The following is a 23,870-nucleotide window of genomic DNA, read 5'->3' as shown; positions in this document are numbered from 1 at the left end:
AATAATGCCAAAACGTACCGACATAAAAAGCATTCTGATTTTGGGCGCAGGTCCAATCGTTATCGGCCAAGCATGTGAATTCGATTACTCTGGTGCTCAGGCCTGTAAAGCGCTTAGAGAAGAAGGCTATAGAGTTATTCTTGTAAACTCTAACCCTGCGACTATCATGACTGACCCTGAAATGGCGGATGCGACTTACATCGAGCCTATTCACTGGGAAGTGGTAGAAAAGATCATCGAAAAAGAAAAGCCTGATGCGGTGCTACCTACTATGGGTGGCCAAACAGCACTTAACTGTGCGCTAGACCTAGATAAGCACGGTGTGCTTGCTAAACATGGCGTTGAGCTAATTGGTGCGACTGCAGATGCGATTGATAAAGCGGAAAACCGTGAGCGTTTTGATGCGGCGATGAAAAATATCGGCCTAGAATGTCCTCGCGCTGAAATTGCACACTCAATGGATGAAGCCCACGATATCTTAACTCGTATCGGGTTCCCATGTATTATTCGTCCTTCATTCACGATGGGTGGTACCGGTGGTGGTGTTGCGTATAACATGGAAGAGTTTGACGAGATCTGTACTCGTGGTCTTGATCTGTCACCAACCAATGAGCTGCTTATCGATGAAAGCCTATTAGGCTGGAAAGAATATGAGATGGAAGTGGTTCGTGACAAAAACGACAACTGTATCATCGTATGTTCAATCGAAAACTTCGACCCAATGGGCGTACACACTGGTGATTCAATCACAGTTGCGCCAGCACAAACGCTAACTGATAAAGAATATCAAATCATGCGTAACGCCTCGATGGCGGTACTTCGTGAAATTGGTGTTGAAACGGGTGGTTCAAACGTTCAGTTTGGTGTAAACCCAGTTGATGGCCGTATGGTTATCATCGAGATGAACCCACGCGTATCACGCTCTTCTGCACTTGCGTCAAAGGCTACGGGCTTCCCGATCGCTAAAATCGCAGCCAAGCTTGCCGTAGGTTACACGCTAGATGAGCTTCAAAACGACATCACAGGTGGTGCAACTCCAGCATCATTTGAGCCGTCAATCGACTACGTAGTGACTAAGATCCCTCGTTTTAACTTCGAAAAATTCGCAGGTTCAAACGACCGTCTAACTACGCAAATGAAGTCGGTTGGTGAGGTAATGGCAATTGGTCGTAACCAACAAGAGTCATTACAAAAAGCACTACGAGGTCTAGAAGTGGGTGCAACGGGTCTGAACCCGATTGTCGCATTAGATGCGCCAAACGCAAAAGAAACGATCATTCGCGAATTGCGCGAGCCAGGTGCCGAGCGTATTTGGTATATTGCCGATGCGATGCGTCATGGCATGTCTGTCGAAGAAGTATTTGAATTAACTAAGATTGACCCTTGGTACCTAGTTCAAATCGAAGACATTTTAAAAGATGAAGCGACAATCGCTGAAGTGGGAATGGCAGGTCTAAACAAAGACTTCCTGCGTCGCTTGAAACGTAAAGGTTTCTCAGATGCTCGCATTGCCGAAATCGCGGGTGTATCAGAAAAAGAAATTCGCAAGAAGCGTCACCAGCTTGAAATCCTACCGGTTTACAAGCGTGTAGACACATGTGCTGCAGAATTTAGCTCAGACACCGCTTACATGTACTCAACGTATGATGAAGAATGTGAAGCGAATCCTTCTGACAAAGACAAAATCATGGTTATCGGTGGCGGTCCTAACCGTATCGGTCAAGGCATCGAATTTGATTACTGCTGTGTACACGCAGCCCTTGCAATGCGTGAAGATGGCTATGAAACTATCATGGTTAACTGTAACCCGGAGACGGTTTCAACAGACTACGATACGTCTGATCGCCTATTCTTCGAGCCAATTACACTTGAAGACGTGCTGGAAATTGTCCGTGTTGAAAAGCCAAAAGGCGTGATCGTTCAGTACGGTGGCCAAACGCCACTGAAACTGGCAAGAGACCTTGAAGCGAATGGTGTTCCTGTAATTGGTACTTCTCCTGACGCCATTGACCGCGCAGAAGACCGTGAACGCTTCCAACAGCTAGTAGAGCGTCTAGATCTACTGCAACCAGAAAACGCAACAGTGACGTCACTAGAAGAAGCGGTTGCTAAATCACAAGAAATTGGCTTCCCACTGGTTGTTCGTCCATCATACGTACTTGGTGGTCGAGCAATGGAAATCGTGTACGATGAAGACGACTTACGTCGCTACATGACAGAAGCGGTGTCTGTTTCTAATGAAGCACCAGTGCTACTTGACCGTTTCTTGGATGATGCGATCGAAGTCGATGTAGATGCTATTTGTGACGGTGAGAACGTTATCATTGGCGGTATCATGGAACACATCGAGCAAGCGGGTGTTCACTCGGGTGACTCGGCTTGTTCATTACCAGCACACACGCTGGCGCAAGATATTCAAGACGTGATGCGTAAGCAGGTTCGCGATATGGCGCTTGAGCTAGGTGTTGTGGGTCTGATGAATACTCAGTTTGCGGTGAAAGATGGTCAAGTTTATTTGATTGAAGTTAACCCGCGTGCTGCTCGTACAGTACCATTTGTTTCAAAAGCAACAGGCGTTGCACTTGCAAAGGTTGCGGCACGTTGTATGGTTGGTCAGTCTCTTGAAAGCCAAGGTGTAACGAAGGAAGTGATTCCTCCATATTACAGTGTAAAAGAAGTGGTATTGCCATTCGCTAAGTTCCCAGGTGTTGACCCAATGCGTGGTCCAGAGATGCGCTCGACGGGTGAAGTGATGGGTGTTGGTGAAAACTTCGCCGAAGCATTCGCAAAAGCCCAATTAGGTGCATCAAACACTTTACCACGTGGCGGCCGCGCGCTACTATCTGTGCGTAATGGTGATAAGGCACGCGTAGTTGAACTAGCTAAGACAATGAAAGCAATTGGATTTGAGCTAGATGCAACGAATGGTACGGCGAAAGCGCTTGAAGAAGCGGGTATTGAAGTACGTCGCGTAAACAAAGTATTCGAAGGCCGTCCTCATATTCTTGACCGTATCAAGAATGGTGAGTATAGCTATATCGTTAATACGACCGAAGGTCGCCAAGCTATTGAGGACTCGAAGGTGTTACGTCGTGGTGCACTTCAGCATAAGACTAACTACACCACTACGCTAAATGCAGCGTTTGCAAACTGTACAGCGAATGAAGCTGACGACAGAAGTTCTGTAAACTCTGTTCAAGAACTACACCAGCGTTTGAACTAAGAAGAACAAGGCCAGAGCGTTAGCTCTGGCAATGAGTGAGATACTTATGCAATCAATTCCGATGACAGTACGAGGCGAAGAGCTGCTTCGTGATGAACTGAATCATTTAAAAAAAGTTGTTCGCCCGAAAATCGTTGCCGATATTGCAGAAGCGCGTGAACACGGTGACTTGAAAGAAAATGCTGAGTACCATGCTGCACGTGAGCAGCAAGGTTTTTGTGAAGGCCGAATTCAAGAAATTGAAGCTAAGCTTTCGACAGCACAAATCATCGACGTGACTAAAATGCAGAATAACGGCAAAGTGATTTTTGGTAGTACTGTGACTATTGTTAATGTAGATACAGACAAAGAAGTGACTTATCGTATCGTTGGTGACGACGAGGCTGATCTTAAGAACAATTTGATTTCTGTTAATTCACCGATTGCGCGTGGGTTAATCGGTAAAGAACTGGATGATACAGTGAATATTCAAACACCAAATGGTGCTGTTGAATATGAAATCATCGAAGTTGAATACAAGTAATCCTTCCTTTTAAAGCCCGGGTCTGCGGGCTTTATACTATCTCAATCTTAATCATCTTATTTCGACTTTTGCAGCTGTAATGCCGTGTAATTGCCATTTCTCAAGATTCTTATAGCTTAAGATGATGCCTGTGTATTTTTTGCTATAAACACTTTTAGGAGAAATGGATGTCATTTGAAGTCGACCAGTTTAAAACACAAGGGTTTGAATTGTTTATGTCCAGTTGGAGATCTAGGTTGGCAGGTGCTGGCGCGCGGGACCTTTCCCTGGATCAACATTATTTTTGGCGTACCATGCGTAGTCGCTTTGCGATTGACCTCAGTAAGCAGAGTGAGCTTTTGCAAGGAGTGAGCTTAGCGAGATACGATACCTATCTTATTCTAACCGCTTTGTTGTACACCAATAGCTTGTACGAAAGTTCAGATTTAATTGTTGGTTATAATCTTCCGGATCATTTTTTTACCACTAATAGTTCGGAAGCTCGGCACTGCTTTTCTCGAGAGCTACTTGATTCGCTTAAGCTTACTCAGTCATTGGTCTTAGTCGATGAATATTTTGAAAATTTTGAGTTCAATACCATTGCTTATGAAAAGCTTAATGAGGATAATCCCGTTTGGCACGATATTAGTAGCGAATTAGGCACTTTACCTAGTTTAGTAAATACCACACGCTCCGAGCACCAACTTTCCTTAAATCTATTGCATTTTGTGCCGAAACTCTTTTCTGGTAGGCAGCTTGCCGAGCAAATAAATTACTTAGCTGAGATCGAGTAGAGTGGTACACGTCTGACATAGTTTGAAACGAATTTGCTTTAGACTTTTAAAGTATACTTGTTACACTCGGATTGTTCCCAAAACCAATCAGGCACCGGTTCATAATTGGTGTTATTATGAGCCGGTATCTTTATCAGGAGAGTAACCATGAGTTTATTAAAAAGCGCATTGTTTAAGACGTTGAAAAATAAGTCTACTCAGCAAGTCGCTTCAGTGGTATTGGATAAGGCACTGAAGCAGGGAAAAGAATATCTAGATTCAAGAAACACCAGCGGTGGTAACGATACAGATGAGTTGTTGTTAGGGCTGCAGCATTTGTTAGCACAAAAACCCAATGATGGTGTTTATTCAATCACACTATCCACTTATCGAGTGAGAGTAAAAATTACTTCCGGCGCTATTTCCCATATTGATAAGATCTAATTTATTCCACTCACTGTAAATTTTTATTCCTCCTTTTCGTCAATTGGTTGGATTTTTAATCATAAAGATCAACCAATTGGATGTATGTATAAGCTACGACTTTCCCTTTGGATATCCGTTTTTAAGATTATGATGGCTTGTCCGTCGATCCACTATTCCATAAAGTTATATAAAATATATTGTATACATTGTAATTTTGGTGTTAAAAACCTATAACCCGATCGGGTTTGGATACACAACAGGAAAGGTAAATTATGAAAATTACAAAACTCACTTTGGCGTTATCTGCGATCACAGCGATAAATTCAGCCAACGCACATCAAGAATCACAGCGACTTTTTAAGCCGCTCAATGCATCGGTTCAAGTGGAAACGAACATATCTCATGGCCATGAGCATAAAGCTTTGAATGATAGAGCACCCGTTGCACACACACCAACAAGAAGCGTGCCGCTGCTATCTGCTAAGCACACACCATTATTGCAAGCGATGGCAGTTAGCGAGAGAGAAGCAATTGCTGCATGTGATTTAAACAGCTTAGCAAGTGCGAGCAGTAGCCAAATTGTTACTGAAATAAAGCAACAGGGCACGAGCTGTATCAATGCTTTATTCTCCGCTGACAGCAGCATCCAAACGCAAGTGTTCACGTCAGATAAAATGTATGCTGCGGCGCAAAATGCTAAGTCGCTTTCGCAAAGCTATACAGGCAACGGCAGTGCCGATCTCGAAGCGCTTTATTTGTTTATTCGCGCTGGCTTTTATGTTGAGTTTTACAATGATCAGGTAACTTTCGCCACTTGGGTTAAGCCTGCGGTGAAAGATGCGTTGGATGCTTTTGTTAGCAATAGCCATTTCTACGACGACAATGATGCCCATGGTAAAGTACTTGGTGAGGCTATTACTACAATGGACTCATCGGAACTACAAGGGCACTATCTGCCTGTCGTAAAAGCATGGTTATCTAAATGGAATGAAAGCTACGCTCAAAAGTGGAATATGCGCAGTGCGGTAAACGGCATTTTCACTATCTTATATCGTGGTCAGTGGAATGATAACTTTGTCGCTTTGGTTAAAAACGATCAACAATTGGTAAGTTTACTGGGGAGCTTTACCGAACAAACTTGGATGGTAAATTCTGACTCTGAATATCTAATCATCAATGCAGCAAGCGAATTGGCTCGACTTAAACTGTACAATGGTGCAGCTATTCAAGAGTCAGTCGACACGCAATTAACTGCTTTATTCTCGCGTTACAACAGTTATGGTTTTGGCGATGGTGTCTGGTTAGCTGCGGCTGATGTCGCGACCTATTATGCTGATTGTGGTCAGTTTGGTATTTGTAATTTTGATAAAGAACTTGAGACAAAAGTACTTTCTCAACAACATAGTTGTAGCGATACAATAAAGATTAGAGCACAAGCGCTTACTACTCAGCAATTGACTTCAGCTTGTCAAACTATGGAAGCGGAAGAAGTGCGATTCCACACCATGCTGGAAACAGGCCGCTTACCGGTTGCCGATGACAACAATGATTTTCTGCAAGTGAATATCTTTAATAGCAGTGCGGACTATAAAAAATATGCCAAAGCCATTTTTAAGATCAGCACCGACAACGGTGGTATGTATTTAGAAGGTAATCCCAGCGATGTAAATAACGTTGCTAATTTCGTTGCATACGAGGCCAGTTATGCAAAGCCGGATCATTACATCTGGAACTTAGAGCATGAATACGTCCATTACCTTGATGGGCGCTTTGATCTTTATGGTGACTTTAATGCACCAACTAAACCTATCGTCTGGTGGAGCGAGGGGGTGGCTGAGTACATTGCAAACCTCAATGATAATCAAGCTGCAATAGACACAATCAAAGATGGTTCAGCATATACGCTTGCCGAAATATTCAGCACCACGTATGACGGTTTTGATCAAGATAGAATTTACCGTTGGGGTTATTTAGGGGTGAGATTCCTGTATGAAAAGCACTTTGATGAAGTGCTCGCAATGCGACAGGAAACGAGACAAGCAAATTGGAATGCGTACCAAGCTCGTATGGACCGACTCGCATCACAGTATCAATCAGAGTTTGTTCAATGGTGTAATGCGCTTGCCACTGGTGGTCAGAATAACGCGCCGACTTCAGAGATTAATGGCCCTTACTCCGGTGACGTCAATCAAGCGATACTATTTTCAAGCCAAGGTAGTGTCGATCCTGATGGCGACGCGCTCACTTATTTGTGGCGCTTTGGTGATGGTAGTCAAAGTAATGAAGCCAATCCCACGCACAGATATGCACAAGCAGGCGAGTATCAAATTAGCTTAACAGTAAGTGACCCTAGCGGATTGAATCACACTAGTAATACAGTGACTACAGTAAGTGCAACGACTTCAAACAAACTACAGTCTGGCGTACCTGTCACAGTTGCTGGCGAGCAAGATGAACAAGTTGCGTTTTCAATTGATGTTGCTGCTGGCACCGATAAGTTAGTCATTCGCACGTCTGGAGGTAACGGTGATGCCGATCTTTACGTTAAGTTAGGGTCGGCGCCAACGTTCAGCGATTATGATTGTAGACCATACCAATCAGGTAACGAAGAGATATGTGAGATCACCACACCTACCGCTGGCACCTATTACATTATGTTGTATGGCTATAACCGCTTCGAAAATGTGCAATTGTTAGGAGAAATCGTAACAACTTCAACAATAGCGGACGTATGTCAGTCGCAGGGCAGTGTCTCTAATGGTAGATTGGTAGCAGGTGAAACGATTTGCCTTGGAAGTCAAGAGCCTATGTGGTTTAGCCTTGAGAACGTAAGTGGTCAACAATCGGTGGTGATCAAAACCGCGCATGGTAGTGGTGATCTTGGTCTGGAATACAGCAATTCAGGGTGGCCGAATGGCACAAATGTGGATGCAAGCTCCTTCAATCAAGGTAATCAGGAGTGCATTGAAATAAGTGCGCAATCTCAATATTGGGGATACCTAAAAGTGTCGGGCGCACCGACGGGAGCTGCGCTGAAAGTCTCTTATAATAAAGGTGATTGTCAGTAACTGTTCAATATTAAGCTTAAATTGATGAAGGCAATTGAAAAGGTGAGTTAGATCACAGATATTACTTGTTAATAATTTGTTTTTGTTATATTTTTGTGAAGTGAAGGGGCCTTTGGTCCCTTTACTTATTGTAAAAACATGCAAAAGGAATTAACTGATGTGCCAAGAAGGAGCTAGGCTGTATTAGACTGTATGAAAAGTTTAGGGTATACACGAGGCGCTCAGTGTTAAAACAGTATTGTATTGCCATTACTACTTTGTTAATGCTGGCCTTTTCAGTGAAAGCCACAGAAACACAAATTCTCTATATATATCACGATAAACCACCCTATGTTATTGATCTAGAGTCCCAAAAAGGCCTCTATTTTGATTTAGCCAAATTAATTAATGCAGTACAAAAAGACGTACGGGTAGAAGTACGGTTTGTACCACGCAAACGCTTAGATAAGCAACTCGAACGACAAACGTTTCAAGGCTTCATATTAGGGGTAAATCCAGCTTGGTTTGATGACCGAAAAAAACAAAAATATTTGTGGAGTAGCCCGTTAATGTATGACACGGACGAATTTGTTTCGCATATAGATCAACCGTTCGAATATTATCACCCCAGCTCTTTGTATGGAAATCAGGTTGGCGCTATTGCTGGATACTATTATCGACACCTAGATCAGGGAATGGAGCAATCTAATATCCAGCGAGTGAACGTAAATTCCGAAGAAGCGCTGTTGGAAATGGTCCTAAAAAAGCGGGTGAGTATTGCGATCGTCAGTCGGTCTACGACAGAATATCTTATTGCTAAAAATGGATGGAAGAGAGTGTTTCACTTTTCACAAAATCCGCACGAAACCTATTTCAGAGCGATATTGGCGCCTAAAAGTTCTGTATCGGACTTTGAGGCGCTACAGCTGGTGCTAGATTCCAAGCCCTTCAAAAAACAACTGGTGAAATTGCTTAAAAGCTATCATCTTGTCTATTGAGCGATTGGGGGCTAATTTTATTTAAATCAGTTACATCGCTCAGGCGCTTGAGTGATTACCAACTGCCAGTGTTGTCCATTGACTGCCAAGGCTCAGCTGGAGGCAATGCATCACCTTGCTGCAGTAACTCGATAGAAATTCCATCTGGAGATTTTACAAATGCCATATGGCCACAGCGCGGTGGTCTGTTGATCACGACTCCGGCATCTTGCAGTTTTTGGCAAAGTGCATAAATGTTCTCTACGGCAAAGGCCAAGTGACCAAAATTTCGTCCCCCCGTGTATTCTTCCGGATCCCAATTATAGGTAAGTTCGATAGTAGGAGAAAAGCTTTGCTGCGCTTGTTCAACTTGATCAGGGGCGGCAAGATAAACCAGACTAAAGCGACCTTGCTCACTGTCATAACGTTTCACTTCAACGAGGCCCAATAGCTCGCAATAAAACTTCATTGACTCATTAAGGTCACGGACTCGCACCATAGTGTGTAAGTATTTCATTATGTAATCCATTTAGACTCTAGTTGATAAATTTTAAAGTGTTCTACATCAGATTGGAAGGTCAACAGACTTTGACGCTTAACAGTGGCGATAAACGTGCTTTATGAGCCGAAAAGAAGTACAAGAACCTGTTCCTATATAGCTTCAAACAATACTGAATATTAGATTAATATTTTGTTATTTATCATGTTTTTATAAAATTTCATGATATTTTTCGTTGCCCTTTGCTTTAAGCAGATGATTGATTTAGGATCAGACTTTATAGTCAAAAAACATGGACATTATGATCATCAGGCTGATCCTTATTGCACTGTTTTGTTTTGCCATGACGGCAAAAGCAGTAGAAGTTCAAAATTTATATGAAGCCTCGCTGAGTGTTAACGACAAATCTCGCGCAACACGAGCGCAAGCGAGCCAACAGGCATTATTAAAAGTGTTGCAAAAGCTCACGGGTAAAGCCGATGATTTTTCTCACCCTTCTATCCAAGCGAGCCTTAAGCGTATTTCAGATTACATGCTGAGGTATGAATATTATGATCGACAAGGTGTAACTAAAATAAAGGTGGAGTTTGAGCCTGGTAAGGTCGAAGATTTGGTTAGAGAAGCTGGCTTACCGCTTTGGGGCAACCGCCGTCCTATGGTCGCGATATGGATGGTGATTGAAGATAACTTCCGCCGAGAGTTTGTTACGCAAGAAAGCTACCCTCAACTCGAACGCTTGATTTATGACACAGCAGACGAATGGGGTGTGCCAGTCGTCGTCCCTTTGATGGATCTTGAAGATCGCAGCAATGTGAGTATCGCAGAGGTATGGGGAAACTTTTCTAACGAAGTTGAGGAAGCGTCATTGCGTTATGAGGCGGAGCGCGTTATCACTGCACGTTTGTTTCAGCCTGCCCATACAAATTCTTGGCAGTTAGACTGGCGCTACACTGATGCCGAATATTTTGAGCCTGAGCAATATGTTGGTGACAAGCAGCAAGTTATCATTGATATGGTGAATCAGCTATCTAGTACCTTAGCTCAGAAGTATGTTATCGATCCTAATCTTACTTTAGAGGCCCATCGAACTGAAATTGTCGTCGAGCAATTACGGTCATTTTCGGATGTAGAAATGGCTAAGCGTCGTTTGCTATCCATGAGTACGGTGGTGGATGTCGATGTGATCTACCGTGCGAAAACAGCGGTGAAGTTTGCAATTGAACATACCTCAAGCACAACAGACTTGCGTAAAACGATTGCATTGGAGCAAAGCTTTAAGGCGTATGAAGACCCAAGAGCTTATTATCAAATTGCAGACGAAAATAACCTTAAATACAATTGGGTGGGCAAATAGGATGGAATCGCCACGTCAAATGGCGTTGCCAGTGACACTGCCAGATGACGAAACCTTTGCCTCTTATTTTGGTGGCGAAGCGTCATTGGAAGTAAGTCACTTAAAAAATGGCCTTGCCCGTCGTTTAACTGGTTTTCAGTACACTTACCTGTGTGGATTAGCAGACTCTGGCAAGTCGCACTTGCTTTATGCCACGTGCATTGAAGCGCAAGAGCTTGGGCTTTCAACTATCTTATTGTCTATGCGAGAAGTGTTGGATTTTGGTCCGTTAGTGTTAGATGGGCTCGATGCACTGGATGTAGTTTGTATAGACGATGTGCATTTGGTTGCAGGAGATGAAGCGTGGGAAAAAGCCTTATTTAACTTTTTCAATCGTTTTAATGAAAAAGGCAAATGCCTAGTGGTCACTGCCGATCTGTTACCCAACATGCTGAATTTGTCACTGCCAGACTTAGAATCGCGCCTAACCTGGGGAACGACCTTTCAGATCCGCTCGATGAGTGACGATGATAAAGCCGAAGCCTTAGTAAAAAGAGCGCATATGCGTGGCCTTGAACTATCCGATGAATGTGCGCGATTTTTGCTCACGAGATTGAGTCGTGATATGCGTGCGTTACTTGATGTATTGGATAAACTCGATCACGCATCCATGGCTGCGCAAAGAAAGTTAACAATTCCTTTTATAAAAGCCACTTTAAAGCTGTAACAGGGCTAGAATATCGCCTTGCAATTCAGTTATCATAAGAGATTAAATAACAGCAAATTACCTCAGCAAAGATCAGGTAGACAATGAATTTAGAAAATATTTTAGCGCAAGCGCTTGAAGCCGTTGAGCAGGCAAGCGAAATTGCGCACCTTGAGGAAGTTAGAATTAACTACCTTGGTAAAAAAGGTGAGATCACAGGTCTTCTTAAAACGCTAGGCAAACTAGCACCAGAAGAGCGTAAAGACGCAGGTCAGGTGATTAACCAAGCGAAGACCCAAGTACAAGATGCGATTACGGTAAAACGTGAAGCGTTAGCCAATGCTGCACTTGAGCAGAAGCTAGCAGCTGAGACAATTGATGTGACGTTGCCGGGTCGTACAATGCCAGCTGGTGGTCTTCACCCAGTTACTCGCACCATTGAGCGTATTGAGCAGTTTTTTGGTGAGCTAGGATTTGCTGTTAAATCTGGCCCAGAGGTTGAAGATGACTTTCATAACTTTGATGCGCTAAATATTCCAGAGCACCACCCTGCGCGTGCCGATCATGATACTTTCTACTTCAATCCTAAATTGGTACTACGTACACAAACCAGTGGCGTTCAGATCCGTACTATGGAAGCTGAGCAGCCACCTTTACGTATTATCTCACCAGGTCGTGTATACCGTAACGATTACGATCAAACACATACGCCAATGTTCCACCAAGTTGAAGGCTTGATGGTAGACACTAACGTAAGCTTTACAGAACTTAAAGGGATTTTGCACGATTTCCTACGCAACTTCTTTGAAGAAGATATGGAAATCCGTTTCCGTCCTTCATACTTTCCGTTTACAGAACCTTCTGCTGAGGTAGATGTAAAAGGTAAAAATGGTAAATGGCTTGAAGTACTAGGCTGCGGCATGGTGCACCCTAACGTATTGCGATCGGTAGGCATTGACCCTGAAAAATACACTGGTTTCGCCTTCGGTATGGGGGTTGAGCGTTTGACGATGTTACGTTACGGCGTAACTGACTTAAGAGCTTTCTTCGAAAACGACTTAAAATTCCTAAACCAATTCAGATAAGAGCGACAAAAGTATGAAATTCAGTGAAAAGTGGTTACGCGAGTGGGTCAATCCAGCAATTGATACTGATGCGTTATCTGAGCAATTATCAATGGCGGGTTTAGAAGTTGATGGTGTAGACCCAGTTGCCGGTGACTTCCAAGGTGTGGTTGTCGGTGAAGTGGTCGAATGTGGTCAACACCCAGATGCTGACAAACTTAGAGTAACAAAAGTAAATGTAGGCGAAGACGAGCTACTAGATATTGTCTGTGGTGCCGCTAACTGCCGTGCCGGTTTAAAAGTAGCGGTTGCTAAAGTGGGCGCAACGCTTCCTGGCGATTTCAAAATTAAGAAAGCCAAACTTCGTGGTCAGCCGTCTCACGGTATGTTGTGTGCGTTTGAAGAGCTTGGCATGGCGGAAAGTTCAGACGGAATTTTAGAACTCCCTATGGATGCGCCAATTGGCCAAGACATTCGTGAATACTTTGGCTTGAACGACGTGACTATTGACGTTGATTTAACGGCTAACCGTAGCGACTGTTTAGGGATCAAAGGTCTGGCTCGTGAAGTTGGGGTACTAAACAGCATTGACGTAACAGAAGTTGCTATCACGCCTGTTGCGCCAACGATTGATGATAAAATCTCTATTGAACTGGTAAATAGCGAAGCATGTCCACGCTACTTAGGTCGTGTGATCAAGGGCGTTAATGTTAAAGCAGAGACCCCGTTTTGGATGGTAGAGAAACTGCGCCGCTGCGGTGTTCGCTCGATTGATCCAGTTGTTGACGTAACGAACTACGTGTTGCTTGAGCTAGGTCACCCGATGCACGCGTTCGATTTAAGCCAAATCGAAGGTGGAATTAAAGTACGTAATGCCTTTGAGAATGAAGAGCTAGTATTGTTAGACGGCAACACGGCGAAGCTTAATCCATCAACGCTACTGATTGCTGATGATAATAAAGCACTTGCGATGGCCGGTATTTTCGGTGGTGAACAGTCTGGTGTTAGTGACGAGACAAATGACATCTTGCTAGAAAGCGCGTTCTTTGCACCGCTTGCGATTGCAGGTCAGGCACGTAACTACGGTTTGCATACCGATGCATCGCACCGTTACGAGCGTGGTGTAGACCCAGTGCTGCAGCGTGATGCAATGGAAAGAGCGACAGGCTTGTTACTTGAAATCGTTGGCGGTGAAGCAGGCCCGATTGTTGAAGCTGTGTCAGAAGCAGATTTACCAAAAGAGCGTCAGGTGACGTTACGCCGTGAGCGTTTAGACCGTGTGATCGGTTATCATATCGAAGATGCTAAAGTGTCAGACATTTTAACGCGTCTGGGCTTAGCTGTAACATTTGCAGGCGGCCAGTGGCAAGCAACAGTGCCAAGCTATCGCTTCGATATTAGTATCGAAGAAGACTTAATTGAAGAAGTTGCTCGCGTATTTGGCTACAACAATATTCCAAATGTGGCGCCAACCGCTGCGTTAAAGATGACAGATCATCAAGAAGCACGTTTGCCTGTAGCGCGTTTTAGAGATGAGTTAGTAAGCCGTGGTTATCAAGAAGCCATCACATATAGTTTCGTTGATCCAAAAGCACAGCAGCAGCTACATCCAGAAGCTGATGCATTAATTCTTCCGCACCCAATTTCGATTGAAATGTCAGCAATGCGTGTAAGCTTGATGACAGGCTTGATCAATGCGGTTTCTTATAACCAAAACCGTCAACAGTCACGTATTCGCTTATTCGAAACGGGCCTTAAGTTCATCAAAGACGACAGCGCGGAAAACGGCGTACGTCAAACAGCTGTGATTGGTGGTATCGCGTATGGTAATACGCACAATGAACACTGGTCTGTGCCTTCACGTAAAGTGGATTTCTTTGATGTGAAAGGCGATGTAGAAGCATTACTTGCGCTTTGTAACGATAAAGCACGCTTTAGCTTTAAAGCAGAAGCGAGCGATGGTTTGCACCCAGGTCAATCAGCTGCAATTTATGCAGACGGTAAAAAGGTTGGTTTCATCGGTGCTGTTCACCCTCAGCTATTAAAGCCGTTAGAGCTTAAAGATACACCATATGTATTTGAAATCGACATGGCTGCTTTAGAAAATCGCCTGCTTCCAGAAGCAGTTAGTATCTCGAAATTCCCATCAAATAGAAGAGATATTGCTATTTTAGTTGCAGATGACGTAAAAATAGGCGATATTTTAGAGTGCATTGAGAAAGTTGGCGGAAATCAATTAGTTGACCTAAACTTATTCGATGTGTACAAAGGGCAAGGGGTTGAACCTGATCATAAGAGTTTAGCCATTGCTCTAACATTACAAGCGGTTGATAGAACGCTCGAAGAGAAAGACATCAACGCGGTTGTAGAAAACGTGGTGGCCGAACTGGCCAAACAATTCAATGCATCGTTGAGGGACTAGATATGGCGCTTACTAAAGCCGACATAGCTGAACACCTATTTGAAAAACTGGGGATCAATAAGAAAGATGCCAAAGACTTAGTTGAAGCGTTTTTTGAAGAAATCCGCTCAGCGCTAGAAAACGGCGAGCAAGTAAAGCTCTCTGGGTTTGGTAACTTTGACCTTCGCGACAAGAAGGAACGCCCAGGTAGGAACCCAAAAACTGGGGAAGATATTCCTATCTCTGCGCGACGCGTGGTAACTTTTAGGCCTGGCCAAAAGTTAAAAACCCGTGTTGAGGTCGGCACAAGCAAAAACTTGTAATATAAGAAAGCCTTGGTGGTGATACCAAGGCTTTTTTTATATTGAAATAGTTTTGTCACATATTCAAGCTACACTCTGCGCTTGATTGCGTTCTGTGGAGTGGAGAGCTTATGCGAGGAGCACACTCCTTAAGCAAGTTGTTTAAGAATATCTTTATTGCTTGGTTGTCTTGCACCTTTGTATTTTCAATTTTGGCAGCATTCACTTATGTGCATCAAAAAGAGACTGCTAAATCCAACCTTACTACCGTAGCGAGTCGGATTGTATCTGACATCAACAAAGAGTTTGCTGTAGTAGACGATACCTTAAAACATGCTATCCACCTTTCTTCGAATTGTGACCCTGAGGGTCTACAGTACATGCGTAGATTGGTTTTTGAAAATCCAGGTATGAGCGAAATAGGTATAGTAGATAGTAAAGGGAAATTGGTTTGCAACTCTTTTGGGCAGCTCACTCCACCTGTTAATACCAGTGCCCCCATAAAAAAGCCCGGGCTAAGATACTACGGTCCAGTTATTACTGACTACCTGGAGCTTCCAGCCTTTGTTCTAGCACGTACAAGAGACGATGGCTATGAAGTGAATGTGTTGATCCCTGCTCATTGGCTGAAGAGTATGCTTGATATTTCGGCTCATCATAATACCGATTTTGCTGCCTTGGTCGACAATAGCACGGGTGTGCCGATTTTTTTAAATGGTAAATACGCTTTGCCAATCCGTCAAAAACTATTTCCGTCCGCTAATAGCCGTGCAGTAGAAGCACTTTTTGATGATGGAAAAGTAAAATTTGCTTACGTTGCTGCTATTCCAAGTTTACCGCAGATGAGTTTGATTATTGCAAAAAATGACGAGCAACTAGTGAGTCTAGGTTGGTTATGGTTAATACTCTGGAGTGTTTTTTATGGCGTCTCTTGGGTTGGCCTTACGTTGTTATTAATCAGTTATGACAAGCGCCAGTTAAGCAGTAAAACCCAAATACTAAGAGCATTGGCAAATGATGAGCTGTTTAACGTATATCAACCACTCGTTAATTCCGAAGTGAAGTCGATAGTGGGCGTAGAGGTGCTCATTCGTTGGCGACATCCACTTGAAGGTGTGCTAGGGCCAGCTTACTTTGTTCCCGAGGCTGAGCGAGATGGTACTATTTTAGATATCTCGATAGCGCAAGTCGAAAACGCTGTGCGTGATTTGACGGACATCTTGGAAGCTCAGCCAGACTTTAAGGTTTCTTTTAACGTTAATGGTTTACTTCTGGGTTCTAAGCGCTATATAGACGCCTTACTCGCTGCAAAATGTCAAATATCTTCATTAACTATTGAGTTAACTGAGCGCGATGTGCTGACACAAGCTCAAACCAAAACGGTACTAACTGAGCTCAAACGTGCTGGAATAGAAATCGCGATTGATGATTTTGGCACGGGGTATAGTGGTCTGCAGTACCTGCAAAGTTTTCCGATTGACCTACTGAAAATAGACCAGAGCTTTGTCGCATCGATTGGCCTAGATACTTTGCAATCCCCGGTTTTATCGGCGGTGATTGATATGGCGGAAAAGCTGGACAAAAAACTGATTGCCGAAGGGGTAGAAACTCAGGCTCAAGCAAGTTACCTAAAAAGTCGAGGAGTGAATATTCACCAAGGCTGGCTTTACTTTAAAGCATTGGAGCTGCCGCAATTGCAGTGTGAGGTAGGTAAAGCGCTGGGTGATAACAGAGCAGCTTAACCACTCTGTTACTTTCAATAGACCCTAAAATTAAATAACCTTAGCGAAGTAGCAACCAAATGCATCAAGAGTGAGTACATTTGCGCTTGCCGTGCCACTTAGGTGCTTCAGGTCGCACTGCATTAATGCAACTTCAGGAAGTGTCACGCTTTGCTGAGTAGCGGCTAAGTTGAATGCGCACAGCAGTGTCTGGGTTTGTGCTTTACGGTAAAAAGCTAATACTGGCTCTGGAGTATCAATAAACTCAATATCGCCTGTTTTTAGTGCAGGTTGCGCATTTCGCCACTGTAAAAAAGCTTGATAGTAGCTGAGCGTTGAATAGTCATCTACTGCCTGTTCATCTACAGCTCGTAGCGCATGCGCTTCAGAAACTGGTAACCAAGGCTTAGATTCTGAGAATCCAGCATTGGTTTTTTCTTTTGTCCACGGAAGCGGCGTTCTACAGCCATCACGGCCTTTAAAGTTTGGCCAGAAGGTAATGCCATATGGGTCCTGCAGCTCCTCGAAAGCAACGGTGGCTTCGCCAAGTCCAAGTTCTTCGCCTTGATACATACAGACGCTACCGCGCAATGAACCGAGAAGGGCGGTGAGCATTTTGACCTGCGTATCGTTCACCTTGCCATCTACACTCCAGCGACTTGCTACCCGTTCTACATCGTGATTTGCAAACGCCCAACATGGCCAACCTTCGGTCATGACTGACTCTAGGCGAGCAACCGTTTCTCTGATGTACTTTGCACTATAATCGTTAGTTAGGAGCTCAAAGCTATAACCCATGTGTAGCTTGTTACCATCGGCTGTGTACTCTGCCATTGTTTGCAAAGAGTCTTCTGAGCTTATCTCACCCAAGCTAACTGTGCCTGGGTATCTATCTAATAAGGCACGGATCTCTTCCATGAACAGTAAGTTTTCAGGTTGTGTATTGTTGTAATAATGGTACTGAAAAGCATAAGGGTTGTCTTCGCTAAAGCCACGACCTTGACGAAGCTCAATAGGCTTAGCTGGATTATCCCTAAGCTGCTTGTCGTGAAAACAGAAGTTGATGGCATCTAGTCTAAATCCATCAACGCCTTTTTTAAGCCAAAATTCGACGTTGTCTAGTACGGCTTTACGCACTTCAGGGTGATGAAAGTTAAGATCCGGCTGCTCAGTTAAGAAGTTATGCAGGTAATATTGGCAACGTCTAGGCTCCCACTGCCAGGCAACACCGCCAAAAATGGATAGCCAATTGTTTGGTGGACTGCCGTCTGGATTGGCATCGGCCCATACATACCAGTCTGCTTTGTCGTTTGTTTTGTTTTCACGACTTTCGACAAACCAAGGGTGTTGATTTGAGGTATGACTAAGTACCTGATCAATGATGATCTTAATATCACGGTTATGTGCTTCGCTGATAAGCGTATCAAAATCGTCGAGTGTGCCGAACATAGGATCGATATCGCGATAATCGCTAATATCATAGCCAAAGTCTTTCATCGGTGATTTAAAAAATGGTGAAATCCATACTGCATCAACACCAAGCGACTTAATGTAGTCTAGTCGCTGAATAATACCCTGTAAGTCGCCAATACCATCTGCGTTACTGTCCTGAAAGCTACGTGGATATATTTGATAGATAACCGCGCCTTTCCACCATTCATTATTTGCCATGCACTTTCTCCAGGCTATGTGCGTGTTTATTCTGTGGTCGTGCTGAGTATCAAGTAAATACGATACTAGGCACTTTCACCACTAATTTTGCCAAAGAATACGTCATGCTCATGGGGCTGTAAAAAACCTGCATACGTATGCAAGTTTTGTTGGGTAAATTTATGATAAGTCATTTACATAATTTTATTTTATAAAATAAATTTACCAATATTGGCCTACAAAAGGGAATAACCAGATAAATAAGGCTTTACAAGACTAAGTTTTTGGTAAGACCAATTTAACTTGAGTAAGTCGTTAGATAACACGGAAGATGTGGTTTGATGTTCAGTCAACAATAATAGTCCGTGAAAGTTAAGATTTAGTGAAATTAAAGCAGGTAAATAAATGTTGTCGGTCTTATGACCTTAATAAGTAAAACTATATATTTATCATTAGGTTGGGCTTTATTTCTGTAAAAAGCCTGTAAATTTCGTTGAAATGCACTAGCTTTGAATACGTATGCATAAAGTTGTTTACAAATTTAATCAGCCGCTAGTATTTGACTGACAACAACTGTGCTCGTTTGTTTTTTCATCAGTTTGCACGCCAGATGAACAAATCGCACAATATAATATGGTTAATTGGGATAAAACATTATGTCTAAGTTCAAACCGAGTATGCTAACGCTTGCGCTGATTGCTGCAGGTGTGAGCCATGCTGCTCCTGTTGAAGATAACACTGCTAATAATGAAGAGAAAAACGTTGAGGTGATCGAAGTTCGCGGTATCTCGCGCAGTATCATCGCCTCAATAGATAAAAAAAGATTTAGCGACACCATTGCAGAAGTAGTTGATGCTGGAGACTTAGCTTCCTTACCTGACGTTTCAATTGCTGACTCGTTAAGCCGATTGCCTGGGATCACAGCGGTAAGAGCAAGTGGGCAATCATCGCAACTTAATATTCGCGGGATGAACGGCGACTTTATTCAAACCACATTAAACGGACGCGAGCAGGCGAGTACCAGTGGATATACTGCAGGTAGTCGCTGGATTTCATTCGACCAATATCCGTCAGAATTAATTAATCAAGCCGCGGTGTATAAATCACCAAAAGCGTCGCTGATTGAAGGCGGTGTTGCGGCTACGGTTGAACTTAAAACGGCAAATCCTCTCGATGCTGAAAAAGAACATAATTTTAATTCTTCGGTAAGATATTCCTACAATGATGCAGCGTCAGATGTGGGGGCGGATTCAACGGGTGAGCGCATTAGTTTTTCATACCGAGGTAAATTCCTAAATGAGACACTTGGTTTTGCCATTGGTGGGGCGTATCTAAACCAACCAAATAATGCAATTGATATTTCAGCGCATGCACCTACACGCTCTCAAGATTTTGATGGTGATGGTACTGAAGAGCGCTCAGTTAATGGCTTTCAATATCGTTCAGCCAAAGGCAGTGATGAAAGACTTGGCCTGTTAAGCACCTTAGTGTATCAGCCAACAGACGCACTCAAAGTCCAATTTGATTATTTCCATTCTAAGTTTGAATCGGAAGATAAAAAGAGCGGCTTGAATATTGAAGGGTTTTCAAAAGATATTAACTCGTTGTACACGGTTGACAATGCAGTTGTTAAAGACGGCTTTCTAGTTGCTGGGGATGTCACTATTACAGATCCAAATGGTCCATGGGTTGAGATGCGCTCTGAAGACCAATCAACGGACTCAACCACCGATAGCTTTGGCTTAAACTTACAATACACGACTGATACATGGGAGTTAAAGTTCGACTGGGCTCATAGTGAAGGGGAAAAGACGCGTAGAGATATGATTGCTTCAATGCATGCATATGAATACGGTACTTCCACACTGGAAGATGGAACGTTAGTTAACACTTGGCAAGAATTAAGAAATCAAACGTTTTCTTTTGAACAAAGAGAGAAAGACTCACCACTGTTAACACTTGGCAACGGGTATACTGACCTATCTAATATGCGACTGGGTGATTGGGAACAATTCCCTCACAAGTACACAGACGAGTTAGATAGCGTTAAAGTTGATTTTAAATATTTTATTGAGAACAGCTTTATTTCTTCAATTGAGGTCGGTGCACGCTGGTCCGAACGAGAATTTACTGATCAGCGCTCGACATTTAGATGGGGGGCACGTGAAGGTCAAAATGGTTATCAGTTACCGGATGGCACTATCGTCACGAACAAAGGCTGTGAGTTTAATGATCAGAACCACCCGTGTATTCCTCACGATTTGACGGGATATGTCTCGGTTAGAGATACACGGGGCTTTCAATACTTGGAATTAGATCTTGAAGGTATCGCTGATGAGGTATTTGGTCCAGGTAACTATGACGCGCAACAAACTTGGGGTCATAACTGGACACTTATTGAAAGTGGAGCTGTTCGAGAAGAAGTGTTAGCTGGTTATATTATGGCTAACATTGATACCGAAATTGCTGACATACCAGTGACGGGTAATTTTGGTGTTAGAGTTGTAAGAACTGATACGAAATCAATAGGCATTCAACAGATCCAAGGCGATGAAGTTGGCGACTCAATCATTGATGACAATGGCGTTGAAAGAACCGATTATCGCCATGTTAATTATGGTCCTGAGTATACAGACACATTGCCTTCACTAAACCTCAATTTCAGAGTGAGTGACACTGACCAAATTAGGTTTGCAGCTGCGGAAGTTATTGGTCGTCCACCTGTCTACCAGCTTAGAGGTGGTGCAGGTTCTTGGGCTGACACTGCAAATGATGGTACTAGTCCTCGTTATAATGTTTGGTCAAAAGGTAACCCAAATTTAGACCCATTTAGAGCGACTCAAATTGATTTATCTTATGAGCGTTATTTTGAAGATGGTGGTGCTTTTGTTGCCGCTATATTCTGGAAAGATATTGAATCTTTGATTGAAAGCATCACTTATCAGGAAGGTGAAGTTGACTGGGCTGATATTGGCTTAGAGGTACCAGATGGGTTCGTTGCAGGTCAATACCAAACGACTCAGAACAATGATCAAGGTGGATACATAAGAGGTATTGAGCTTGCTTATACCACGATGTTTGATAATTTACCGGGCATCTTTTCGGGCTTAGGTTTTAACGCTAACTATTCATATACTGAGAGCGAAACAACGGTGGATGGCGGTGGTAATTTCCCTGATCAGCAATTGCCGCTCCCAGGTCTATCAAAAAATGTTTGGAGTGCGACGGTATTTTGGAACATAGACTCGTTCACAACACACCTGAATATCCGTTACCGTGATGAGTATGTGTATGAAGGGGCTTCACCTGGTGGCTCTTCTCTAGCTTGGGCTGATGAATATACTGTGGTTGATTGGCAGGCATCGTACAACTTTGAGAATGGCTTGGAAGCCGTCTTACAGGTTAATAACCTAACTGATGAGCCAAATACCACTAACTATGGGACTGCACTTGCCACTGGTGAGTACAAAGAGTTTGGTCGCCAGTATTATTTAGGGTTCAACTACAGCTTCTAATTATTAGCAAGCATTCATGGCCACCAAAGTAACACCTGCTTTGGTGGCTTTTTTATAGTCGCTCACAGTGTAATGGGTGGTTATCATCAGTTATCTAAATTGATATGTTTGTTTCACTTTCAATACATGGTTTTTAATAGGTTTAAGGTGCGAAGGCGATGAAAAGTCAGAAAATAGTGATTTTAGGTGGTGGAACTGCAGGTTGGATGGCCGCAAATATGATGGCGAAAAGCTGGGCAGATAAAGCGATAGAAATCACTGTGGTTGAATCTTCAAGCATCGGAACTATTGGCGTTGGTGAAGGGTCTACTCCGCAGTTCAAAGGATTTATGGACTATTTAGGTATCTCGGAAGCCGAGTGGATGCCGGCTTGTAATGCGACCTATAAAAATGGCATTCGGTTTATAGATTGGTCGACCAAACCTGGGTTTTCTAGCTATTTTCACCCATTTCCTGCACAACCTGACGACTACAGTGCACCGGCTTTTTTTCATAACAGCTTTGTTCGGCGTAAGGCGATTGACGTAGAGGGCCATCCAGACCACTTTTTTTTAGCGACTCACTTGGCTGATTTAAATAAATCCCCAATTGCTGCAGAAAACTTTCCATTCGAAATTAATTATGGTTATCACTTTGACTCTGCTTTGCTTGGCCAGTTGTTGGCTCGCAAAGCGGCTGAGTTTAATGTAAAACACATTGATACCACTATTACCGACGTTCGAACACACGTTGATGGTGATATCGCAGCACTGATAACGTCGGAGGGTACGGAAGTCGCTGGTGATATCTTTATTGATTGCTCGGGTTTCAAAAGTTTACTGCTACAACACACTTTAGGTGTGGGTTTTGAGTCATTTGAGTCCAATTTATTTAACGACGCTGCGGTCGTTATACCTACCAAGCAACTTGACACTATTCGCTCCGAAACACAATCTGTTGCGCGTCAATTTGGGTGGTCTTGGCACATTCCACTAACGAACCGTATCGGTAATGGTTATGTTTATAGTCAGCGTTACTGCGATGCGGATCAAGCAGAAACCGAGCTAAGGGCTGCTTTGGGTTTGTTGGACTCAGAAGTAGAAGCTCGGCATATAAAAATGAAAGTCGGGCAAGTTAAAGCGCACTGGAGTAAAAACTGCATAGCGATTGGTTTATCTCAGGGCTTCATAGAGCCATTAGAAGCAACCGCTTTGCATATAGTCCAAGAAACCGTTCAAAGTTTCATTGAATGCTACCAAGATGCGGATTTTACCGATGGTAACAGAGATAAACACAACCGCGCTTTGAGCGAACGGTATCAGGCTATTCGAGACTATATCGTCGCTCATTATCGTGTCAATAGTCGTACTGACACCAACTACTGGCTTGATAATGCCAACAATAACCACTTATCGCGGTCACTCTATCAAATTTTACAGACTTGGGTTTCTGGTAACAACTTATCGGATGAATTAGTTCGCCAAAACGTCGAGCAATATTACCCTTCAGTCAGCTGGCATTGTTTATTGGCAGGTTATGGTATCTACCCAGAACAATCTCAGCTTAAGTCAGGCAATGCCCTAGCAAACCAACATAGCATCGAAAAAGTGAATGATTTCATCAGACGATGTGGATTGAATTTTAAAGATCACCGAATGGAGCTAGAAAGCTTTGTGGCAAATGTTCACAAGTAACTTGGTATTAATCGTTATAAATAAAATCTAATTAAGGGTCTCTCTGAATACATATGTA

Annotated in this window: 16 protein-coding genes; 14 read left to right on the top strand and 2 right to left on the bottom strand. The window is 43.2% G+C overall.

Annotated elements, in window-relative coordinates; genetic code table 11:
• The first annotated feature begins 4 nt into the window (after positions 1–4).
• The 6 genes from carB (at position 5) to DRB05_RS19190 (ending at position 8,969) form a co-directional block, all read left to right on the top strand.
• On the top strand, positions 5–3,223 hold the full coding sequence (gene carB, locus DRB05_RS19215; protein ID WP_128728350.1) for a carbamoyl-phosphate synthase large subunit: 3,219 nt from the start codon (positions 5–7) through the stop codon (positions 3,221–3,223).
• 46 nt (positions 3,224–3,269) lie between these two features.
• The gene (gene greA, locus DRB05_RS19210) at positions 3,270–3,746 is read left to right on the top strand and encodes a transcription elongation factor GreA (RefSeq protein WP_010377973.1); all 477 of its coding nucleotides are present in this window, start codon (positions 3,270–3,272) and stop codon (positions 3,744–3,746) included.
• Positions 3,747–3,913: 167 nt separating this feature from the next.
• Positions 3,914–4,519 (top strand): hypothetical protein, encoded by a 606-nt coding sequence (locus DRB05_RS19205; protein ID WP_128728349.1) that lies wholly within the window; start codon positions 3,914–3,916, stop codon positions 4,517–4,519.
• Positions 4,520–4,666: 147 nt separating this feature from the next.
• Positions 4,667–4,942, top strand: coding sequence for a hypothetical protein (locus DRB05_RS19200; protein ID WP_128728348.1), 276 nt, complete (start codon positions 4,667–4,669; stop codon positions 4,940–4,942).
• 251 nt (positions 4,943–5,193) lie between these two features.
• Positions 5,194–7,992, top strand: a complete 2,799-nt coding sequence (locus DRB05_RS19195; RefSeq protein ID WP_128728347.1) for a collagenase — start codon at positions 5,194–5,196, stop codon at positions 7,990–7,992.
• Between the two features lie 224 nt (positions 7,993–8,216).
• A complete protein-coding gene (locus DRB05_RS19190) occupies positions 8,217–8,969 on the top strand; it encodes a transporter substrate-binding domain-containing protein (protein ID WP_128728346.1) in 753 nt (250 codons plus the stop codon).
• A gap of 55 nt (positions 8,970–9,024) precedes the next feature.
• Here DRB05_RS19190 and DRB05_RS19185 read toward each other — a convergent pair whose 3' ends face one another.
• The gene (locus DRB05_RS19185) at positions 9,025–9,465 is read right to left on the bottom strand and encodes a VOC family protein (protein WP_128728345.1); all 441 of its coding nucleotides are present in this window, start codon (positions 9,463–9,465) and stop codon (positions 9,025–9,027) included.
• Positions 9,466–9,739: 274 nt separating this feature from the next.
• Here DRB05_RS19185 and DRB05_RS19180 point away from each other — a divergent pair, with 274 nt between their 5' ends.
• The 6 genes from DRB05_RS19180 (at position 9,740) to DRB05_RS19155 (ending at position 16,995) form a co-directional block, all read left to right on the top strand.
• Positions 9,740–10,801 carry a DUF2066 domain-containing protein gene (locus tag DRB05_RS19180; RefSeq protein ID WP_128728344.1) on the top strand — a complete coding sequence of 354 codons (1,062 nt, stop codon included), beginning with the start codon at positions 9,740–9,742 and terminating at the stop codon, positions 10,799–10,801.
• A gap of 1 nt (position 10,802) precedes the next feature.
• A complete protein-coding gene (gene hda, locus DRB05_RS19175) occupies positions 10,803–11,507 on the top strand; it encodes a DnaA inactivator Hda (RefSeq protein WP_117332898.1) in 705 nt (234 codons plus the stop codon).
• Between the two features lie 83 nt (positions 11,508–11,590).
• Positions 11,591–12,571 carry a phenylalanine--tRNA ligase subunit alpha gene (pheS, locus tag DRB05_RS19170; RefSeq protein WP_128728343.1) on the top strand — a complete coding sequence of 327 codons (981 nt, stop codon included), beginning with the start codon at positions 11,591–11,593 and terminating at the stop codon, positions 12,569–12,571.
• Between the two features lie 13 nt (positions 12,572–12,584).
• Positions 12,585–14,972 carry a phenylalanine--tRNA ligase subunit beta gene (gene pheT, locus DRB05_RS19165; RefSeq protein WP_128728342.1) on the top strand — a complete coding sequence of 796 codons (2,388 nt, stop codon included), beginning with the start codon at positions 12,585–12,587 and terminating at the stop codon, positions 14,970–14,972.
• 2 nt (positions 14,973–14,974) lie between these two features.
• A complete protein-coding gene (gene ihfA / locus DRB05_RS19160; RefSeq protein ID WP_010377997.1) occupies positions 14,975–15,274 on the top strand; it encodes an integration host factor subunit alpha in 300 nt (99 codons plus the stop codon).
• A gap of 110 nt (positions 15,275–15,384) precedes the next feature.
• Positions 15,385–16,995 (top strand): EAL domain-containing protein, encoded by a 1,611-nt coding sequence (locus tag DRB05_RS19155; RefSeq protein ID WP_128728341.1) that lies wholly within the window; start codon positions 15,385–15,387, stop codon positions 16,993–16,995.
• A gap of 30 nt (positions 16,996–17,025) precedes the next feature.
• Here the strand turns inward: DRB05_RS19155 and DRB05_RS19150 are convergent, their stop codons facing one another.
• A complete protein-coding gene (locus DRB05_RS19150) occupies positions 17,026–18,645 on the bottom strand; it encodes an alpha-glucosidase family protein (protein ID WP_128728340.1) in 1,620 nt (539 codons plus the stop codon).
• A 635-nt stretch (positions 18,646–19,280) separates the two neighbouring features.
• Between DRB05_RS19150 and DRB05_RS19145 the strand changes: the two genes are divergently transcribed.
• Positions 19,281–22,139 (top strand): TonB-dependent receptor, encoded by a 2,859-nt coding sequence (locus DRB05_RS19145; protein ID WP_128728339.1) that lies wholly within the window; start codon positions 19,281–19,283, stop codon positions 22,137–22,139.
• A 158-nt stretch (positions 22,140–22,297) separates the two neighbouring features.
• Positions 22,298–23,812: a tryptophan halogenase family protein gene (locus DRB05_RS19140; protein WP_128728338.1), complete on the top strand. Its 1,515-nt coding sequence runs from the start codon at positions 22,298–22,300 to the stop codon at positions 23,810–23,812.
• Positions 23,813–23,870: the final 58 nt, after the last annotated feature.

Origin of the sequence: Pseudoalteromonas sp. A757, from assembly GCF_004103285.1 — a bacterium.
GTDB lineage: Bacteria > Pseudomonadota > Gammaproteobacteria > Enterobacterales > Alteromonadaceae > Pseudoalteromonas > Pseudoalteromonas galatheae.
The sequence above is the reverse complement of the archived record's forward strand: the minus strand, read 5'-3'. Positions and strand labels throughout refer to the sequence as shown.

What these genes read in the sequence shown, in the direction of transcription:
- carB (WP_128728350.1), top strand. Translation starts at nt 5, where the DNA reads ATGCCAAAACGTACCGACATAAAAAGCATTCTGATTTTGGGCGCAGGT.
- greA (WP_010377973.1), top strand. Translation starts at nt 3,270, where the DNA reads ATGCAATCAATTCCGATGACAGTACGAGGCGAAGAGCTGCTTCGTGAT.
- DRB05_RS19205 (WP_128728349.1), top strand. Translation starts at nt 3,914, where the DNA reads ATGTCATTTGAAGTCGACCAGTTTAAAACACAAGGGTTTGAATTGTTT.
- DRB05_RS19200 (WP_128728348.1), top strand. Translation starts at nt 4,667, where the DNA reads ATGAGTTTATTAAAAAGCGCATTGTTTAAGACGTTGAAAAATAAGTCT.
- DRB05_RS19185 (WP_128728345.1), bottom strand. Translation starts at nt 9,465, where the DNA reads ATGAAATACTTACACACTATGGTGCGAGTCCGTGACCTTAATGAGTCA.
- DRB05_RS19180 (WP_128728344.1), top strand. Translation starts at nt 9,740, where the DNA reads ATGGACATTATGATCATCAGGCTGATCCTTATTGCACTGTTTTGTTTT.
- hda (WP_117332898.1), top strand. Translation starts at nt 10,803, where the DNA reads ATGGAATCGCCACGTCAAATGGCGTTGCCAGTGACACTGCCAGATGAC.
- pheS (WP_128728343.1), top strand. Translation starts at nt 11,591, where the DNA reads ATGAATTTAGAAAATATTTTAGCGCAAGCGCTTGAAGCCGTTGAGCAG.
- pheT (WP_128728342.1), top strand. Translation starts at nt 12,585, where the DNA reads ATGAAATTCAGTGAAAAGTGGTTACGCGAGTGGGTCAATCCAGCAATT.
- ihfA (WP_010377997.1), top strand. Translation starts at nt 14,975, where the DNA reads ATGGCGCTTACTAAAGCCGACATAGCTGAACACCTATTTGAAAAACTG.
- DRB05_RS19155 (WP_128728341.1), top strand. Translation starts at nt 15,385, where the DNA reads ATGCGAGGAGCACACTCCTTAAGCAAGTTGTTTAAGAATATCTTTATT.
- DRB05_RS19150 (WP_128728340.1), bottom strand. Translation starts at nt 18,645, where the DNA reads ATGGCAAATAATGAATGGTGGAAAGGCGCGGTTATCTATCAAATATAT.
- DRB05_RS19145 (WP_128728339.1), top strand. Translation starts at nt 19,281, where the DNA reads ATGTCTAAGTTCAAACCGAGTATGCTAACGCTTGCGCTGATTGCTGCA.
- DRB05_RS19140 (WP_128728338.1), top strand. Translation starts at nt 22,298, where the DNA reads ATGAAAAGTCAGAAAATAGTGATTTTAGGTGGTGGAACTGCAGGTTGG.